This is a genomic window from Brevundimonas sp. (assembly GCF_036399195.1).
Lineage (GTDB): Bacteria > Pseudomonadota > Alphaproteobacteria > Caulobacterales > Caulobacteraceae > Brevundimonas.
Window position 1 is genome coordinate 1 of sequence record NZ_DASWNO010000244.1, and the last position, 6,025, is coordinate 6,025.

At 68.7% G+C, this 6,025-nt stretch carries 4 protein-coding genes and 1 pseudogene; 2 read left to right on the forward strand and 3 right to left on the reverse strand.

Annotated features, from left to right (window positions below; all coding sequences use genetic code 11):
• Nucleotides 1–189, reverse strand: a pseudogene (locus tag VGB60_RS10780) (cell envelope biogenesis protein OmpA); the annotation flags it as partial.
• Nucleotides 190–381: 192 nt separating this feature from the next.
• Here VGB60_RS10780 and VGB60_RS10785 point away from each other — a divergent pair.
• Both VGB60_RS10785 and VGB60_RS10790 read left to right on the forward strand, forming a co-directional pair.
• A complete protein-coding gene (locus VGB60_RS10785) occupies nucleotides 382–1,290 on the forward strand; it encodes an SDR family NAD(P)-dependent oxidoreductase (protein WP_331038264.1) in 909 nt (302 codons plus the stop codon).
• A gap of 157 nt (nucleotides 1,291–1,447) precedes the next feature.
• Nucleotides 1,448–2,653 carry an acetyl-CoA C-acyltransferase gene (locus VGB60_RS10790; RefSeq protein ID WP_331038265.1) on the forward strand — a complete coding sequence of 402 codons (1,206 nt, stop codon included), beginning with the start codon at nucleotides 1,448–1,450 and terminating at the stop codon, nucleotides 2,651–2,653.
• Between the two features lie 28 nt (nucleotides 2,654–2,681).
• Here the strand turns inward: VGB60_RS10790 and VGB60_RS10795 are convergent, their stop codons facing one another.
• Together VGB60_RS10795 and VGB60_RS10800 are read right to left on the reverse strand one after the other, a co-directional pair.
• Nucleotides 2,682–4,109 (reverse strand): alpha,alpha-trehalose-phosphate synthase (UDP-forming), encoded by a 1,428-nt coding sequence (locus tag VGB60_RS10795; RefSeq protein WP_331038266.1) that lies wholly within the window; start codon nucleotides 4,107–4,109, stop codon nucleotides 2,682–2,684.
• Entirely contained in the window at nucleotides 4,106–5,890 is a 1,785-nt protein-coding gene (locus VGB60_RS10800; protein WP_331038267.1) for a glycoside hydrolase family 15 protein, read from the reverse strand. Before VGB60_RS10800 ends, VGB60_RS10795 begins: the two co-directional genes overlap by 4 nt.
• Nucleotides 5,891–6,025: the final 135 nt, after the last annotated feature.

The window sequence follows — 6,025 nt, forward strand, 5'->3', positions numbered from 1 at the left end:
GAACGCGGCCCAGTCGGCCTCAGTGCCGATGTTGAACGCCGCTCCGGTCGTCTGCGAACGCGTCTCCACGTCGCCCAGAGTGTGGTAGCCCGCGTCGATCGCGCCATACCAGCCGTTCGGCTCAGCCGCCGCAGCGCCGGCTGCAAGCAGCCCCGCCATCGCGACGCCGGCGAGAAGTTTCACCTTCATCATATCCCTCATGCTCATTGTTTGCCCGAATTCCCCGTGTACACGGGGGGCTCACCGTGCCGAACGACAATGTACGGTCGCGGTTCCTCAATTTCGCTGTGAATGAGGCGACTGTGGCGCCATTCCAACACATTGACCCAGCTTTCCCGGAATGAGACGGCGTTCGGCGCCACGAAGCAAGGGAGCGACGGCATGACGATGAGGTTTGACGGTCGGGTCGCGATCGTGACGGGAGCCGGCGGGGGCCTGGGTCGGGAGCATGCGCTCGCCCTGGCCGCGCGGGGCGCTCGTCTGGTGATCAACGACCTCGGCGGCGCGCGCGACGGATCGGGCGGTTCGGCCACGGCGGCGGAGACGGTCGCCGCCGAGGTCCGCGCCGTTGGCGGTCAGGCGATCGCGAACGCCGCCTCCGTCACCGACCCGGTCGCCGTGCGGGCGATGGTGGAGACGGCGATGACCGAATGGGGGCGGGTCGACGTCTTGGTGAACAACGCCGGCGTCCTGCGCGACAAGACCTTCGCCAAGATGGAGCTGGAGGATTTCCGCTTCGTCGTCGACGTGCACCTGATGGGGGCGGTGAACTGCACCAAGGCCGTGTGGGACATCATGCGGGCGCAGAACTACGGCCGGATCGTGATGACCACCTCGTCCTCCGGCCTGTACGGCAATTTCGGCCAGTCGAACTACGGCGCCGCCAAGATGGCGCTGGTGGGGCTGATGCAGACCCTTTCGATCGAGGGCGCCAAGAACGACATCCGCGTCAACTGCCTCGCCCCGACGGCCCACACCCGGATGACGGAGGACCTCGGCGCGCGGCTGCCGCTGGATCTGCTGGGGCCGGATACGGTGTCGCCGGGGCTGCTGCACCTCGTCAGCGAGGACGCTCCCACCCGCTGCATCCTGGCGGCGGGCGGCGGCGGCTTCGAGCGCGCCTATGTCACGCTCACCCAAGGCATCCGGGCCGTCGGCGAGGACGCCCCGGAACAGGTTGCGGCCCGCTTCGCCGAAATCTCCGATCGGACCGGCGAGATCGTCCCGGAGATGGGGGCGGCCCAGGGCATGGTCGAGTTGTCGAAGGCGCAGGCAGCCTCAGACGCCTGACGACGCGCGCCTATGTCCGCCGCGCGCGGCTCGCGACTTGAGGCGCCCGGGGCTTGTCTTGACCCGACGGCAGCCACGTAGAGGATTAAGCCAGTCCGCGCTCAAGCCGCGAGCGACCGCGTCGCGAGCATAGCGCCCCAAACAAGGAGCATCGCAGATGCGACGCGAAGCCGTGATCGTCTCGACCGCCCGCACGCCCATCGGGCGGGCCTACCGCGGCGCCTTCAATGACACCCAGGCCCAGCAGCTGGGCGCCCACGCCATCCGCCACGCCGTGGCCCGCTCGGGCGTCGATCCGGCCGAGATCGAGGACGTCGTGATGGGCGCGGCTCTGCAGCAGGGCTCGACCGGCACCAATGTGGCGCGTCAGGCGGCGCTGGCGGCGGGCCTGCCGGTCACCGCGGCGGGCATGAGCCTGGACCGCCAATGCGCCTCGGGCCTCATGGCCATCGCCACCGCGGCCAAACAGGTGGTCATGGACGAGCAGACGGTCGCCGTCGGCGGCGGCTTGGAGAGCATTTCGCTGGTGCAGAACCAGAGCATGAACCTGCACCGCCTGCGGGACGAGGCGCTGCTGAAGCTGCAGCCGCACATCTATATGTCGATGCTGGAAACCGCCGAGATCGTGGCCGCGCGCTACGGGATCGGGCGCGAGGCCCAGGACGCCTACGCCCTGCAGTCGCAGCAGCGGACGGCCGCGGCCCAGGCGGAGGGCCGGCTGGACGCCGAGATCGCGCCGATGGCCACGGTCATGCAGGTCATGGACAAGGCGACGGGCCAGGCGTCCTCGCTTGAAGTCACCTTGTCCAAGGACGAGGGCAACCGGCCGGACACAACGCTGGAGGGGCTGCGGTCGCTCAAGCCGGTGTTCGGCGGCGGCCAGTCGATCGCTGAAGGGCGCTTCATAACGGCCGGCAACGCCTCCCAGCTGTCGGACGGGGCCTCGGCCAGCGTCCTGATGGAGGCCAGGGAGGCTGAACGGCGTGGGTTGCAGCCGCTCGGCGCATATCGCGGCATGGCCGTGGCCGGCTGCGAGCCGGACGAGATGGGGATCGGCCCGGTGTTCGCCGTGCCGCGCCTGCTGGAGCGGCACGGACTGACGGTGGACGACATCGGCATTTGGGAGCTGAACGAGGCCTTCGCCGTGCAGGTGCTGTACTGTCGCGACCGGCTGGGCATTCCCGACGAGCGGCTGAACGTGTCGGGCGGGGCCATCTCGATCGGCCACCCCTATGGGATGTCGGGCGCGCGGATGACCGGACACCTGTTGATCGAGGGCAGGCGGCGCGGCGCCAAATACGGCGTGGTGACCATGTGCGTCGGCGGCGGCATGGGCGCGGCGGGGCTGTTCGAGATTTATTGAGGCGCGGGAGCCGACGCCGGCGTGTGGCTCAGGCCGCGTAGACGGTCGCCGGCCGGCCGTTGTCGTCGTCGGGACGCTCTACCGCGCGCAAGGTGCCTACGAAGTCGTCGCGCCAGATCGACACGTCGGTGTCGCGGACCACCCGCATCAGGCACTCCCACTTCCGGATGCGCTCGGCCAGCGGCATGGTCAAGGCGCGCTTGATCGCATCCGACAGCTCCTCGCGGCTGAACGGATTGACCAGCAGGGCCTCGCTCATCTGTTCGGCGGCCCCGGCGAAACGCGACAGCACCAGCACGCCCGGATCCTCCGGATTCTGGGCGGCGACGAACTCCTTGGCGACCAGGTTCATGCCGTCCCTGAGGGGCGTGACCAGCCCGACGCGCGCGGCGCGATAGATTCCGGCCAGCTGGTCGCGGCGATAGGTCCGGTTGAGGTAGCGGATCGGCTGCCAGTCCATGTCGGCGTATTCGCCGTTGATGCGGCCCGCGAGGGCGTCGAGCCGTCCGCGGATATCCTGATAGGTGTCGACCTCGTCGCGCGAGATCGGCGTGACCTGCAGCAGCAGGACCTGGGCCCTCATCTCGGCGTTGTCCGCGAGGAACTGCTCGTAGCCGAGCAGCCGCTCCTCCAGCCCCTTGGAGTAGTCGAGCCGGTCGACGCCGACCAGCAGGGAGCGGAAGGCGGTCGACGCCGCCATCCGGTCGTAGGTGCGGTTCCCGAGCGGAGAGTTCCGAGCGTCCATGAAGCCCTCGACGTCGATGCCGATCGGGAAGACGCCGGTCTGGACCGTCTTGCCGAAGGCAGCGAGGCCGTCGTTCGGCAGCAGCTTGCCGTGCACGTCGGGCTCGGAGGCCACGTAGTCGCGGAACAGGTCCAGCCACTCGCGGGTGTGGAAGCCGATCAGGTCGTAGTCGAACATCGCCTCCACCAGCCGGCGGTGATGCGGCAGGGTCACGAGCAGCTGCCGCACCGGCCACGGGATGTGGAGGAAGAAGCCGATCCGGTTGGTGACGCCCAGCCGGCGCAGGTCCCGGGCCATGGGGATCATGTGATAGTCGTGAACCCAGATGACGTCGTCCGGCTGGATCAGCGGGGCCAGCACCTCGGCGAAGCGGGCGTTGGTGCGCTCATAGCCCTCGCCGTACGACCGCTCGTAGGCGGTCAAGTCGACCCGGTGATGGAACAGCGGCCACAGGGTCTTGTTGGCGTAGCCGTTGTAATATTCGTCGACGTCCTGCGCCTCGAGATCGACCAGGGCGACGGTGACGCCCGCCCGGTCCTCCATCTTCAGTTCGCCAGTGAACTGGTCGACGGTCTCGCCGGACCAGCCGAACCACAGACCGTCGTATTTCCGCAGCGCGGCCGACAGGGCCATGGCGAGACCGCCCATCGACCCCTCGGCGGGATCGCGAGGCGCCGACACGCGGTTGGAGACCACGATCAGGCGGCTCATCGCGCGTCCGTCCACGAACGGCTGAGCAGCACGGCGCAGTTGATGATGCCGACCAGCGAATAGGTCTGCGGATAGTTGCCCCACAGCTCGTTGTCGCCCAGCGAGATGTCTTCTGACAGCAGGCCCGCGTGCGTGCGGCGGCTCAACATCTGCTCGAAGATCTCCCGCGCCTCCTCGGTGCGGCCGTTCAGGTGCAGGGCCTCGATGAACCAGAAGGTGCAGAAGTTGAACGCGGTCTCCGGCTCACCGAAATCGTCCGCCTCGACATAGCGGAACAGGTATGGGCCCTTCTTCAGGTCGCGCTCGATGGCCTCGAAGGTCGCCTTCTGGCGTGGGTCGTCCGGGCTGAGGAAGCCGAGATCGGTCATCTGCAGCAGCGAGGCGTCGAGCTCGCGGTTGCCGAAGCTGGCGGCGAACCGCCCCTCGTCGGGCACGAAGGCCTCGCGCTCGATGCGGGCGTGGACGGTCGCCGCGCGCTCGCGCCAGACCGCTGCGCTGTCGGCCAGCCCCAGATGCGCGGCGGCCTTGGCCAGCCGGTCGCAGGCGGCCCAGCACATGACGGAGGAATAGGTGTGCACCCGGGCGATCGTGCGGAACTCCCACAGGCCTGCGTCGACCTGATCGTGCATGGCGAAGGCGCGTTCGCCGACCTTCTCCAGCGCGTGGAAGTCTTCGATCGTGCCGGGGCGCAGCAGCCGGTGGTCGTAGAAGGCCTGCACCAGCGGCAGGACGATCTGGCCGTAAACATCATGCTGCAGGTGCTCGCGCGCCTGATTGCCGATGCGGACGGGCTTCATGCCGCGATAGCCGGCCACGGTTTCGGTGATGCGCTCGTCGATGTCCTCTTCCAAACCGACGCCGTAGACCGGCTGCACATGGCCGCCCGCCGAGGCGTCGACCAGGTTCCGCAGGTAGGCGAGGTAGTTCTCGAGCAGATCGACCGCGCCCAGCCGGTTCAGCGCCCGGACCGTGTAGTAGGCGTCGCGGATCCAGCAGTAGCGGTAGTCCCAGTTGCGCCCGCTCTCGGGAAACTCCGGCACCGAGGTGGTCATGGCGGCCACGATCGCCCCCGTCTCCTCATAGGCGCAGAGCTTCAGGGTGATGGCGGCGCGGATCACCGCCTCCTGCCAGTCCAGCGGCAGGTACAGGGTGCGGACCCAGTTCTGCCAATAGCCGACGGTGCGGTCCAGCGCCGCGGTGACGCCGGGGCCGACGTCCTGATCGTAGCCTTCGTCCGGGCCGAAGAAGAAGGCGTGGGCCCGCTCCAGCCGGAAGGTGCGCTCGTTGAGGATGTGCGACACCGGGCAATCGGTGGTCAGGCGGAACGTGACGTCGGTGCAGACATAGCGGATGTGGTTTGAGCCGCTGGTGCGTTCGGCCCGCCGCGCGCCCCAGTCGGCGGCGGGGCGCAGCCGCACGCGGATGCGCGGCGACCCGCTCAGCGGACGGACGATCCGGCTGAAGGCCAGCGGGCGGTAGGTGCGGCTGTGCTTGAGATGGCGGGGCGCGAAGTCGATGATTTCGAGCGAGTCGCCGTCCGCTGAGGTCATGACGGTTCGCAGCACGGGGGTGTTGCGGACGTAGGCCTGGGTGATGTCGGCCAAGCCCTCCAGCTCGATGTCCCAAAAGCCGTGGTCGGGGTCGGAGCCGTCCATCAGGGCGGAGAACACCGGGTCGCCGTCCACACGCGGCGCGCAGGCCCAGACGTACCGGCCGCGCCGGTCGATCAGGGCGCTGATGGAACAGTTGCCGATCGGGGCGAGGTCGAGGTTCAAAGTCATTCGCCGTCCTCGACGGTCTCCAGCCAGGCCAGAACCGAATCGACGTCGGGCAGGCCGTAGCGGGCGGCGGTTGCACGCGGCGGACCGACGAGGACGCCGAAGCCGCCCTCCTCTTCCGCGGCGATGAAGCCCTTT

What these genes read in the sequence shown, in the direction of transcription:
- VGB60_RS10785 (WP_331038264.1), top strand. Translation starts at nt 382, where the DNA reads ATGACGATGAGGTTTGACGGTCGGGTCGCGATCGTGACGGGAGCCGGC.
- VGB60_RS10790 (WP_331038265.1), top strand. Translation starts at nt 1,448, where the DNA reads ATGCGACGCGAAGCCGTGATCGTCTCGACCGCCCGCACGCCCATCGGG.
- VGB60_RS10795 (WP_331038266.1), bottom strand. Translation starts at nt 4,109, where the DNA reads ATGAGCCGCCTGATCGTGGTCTCCAACCGCGTGTCGGCGCCTCGCGAT.
- VGB60_RS10800 (WP_331038267.1), bottom strand. Translation starts at nt 5,890, where the DNA reads ATGACTTTGAACCTCGACCTCGCCCCGATCGGCAACTGTTCCATCAGC.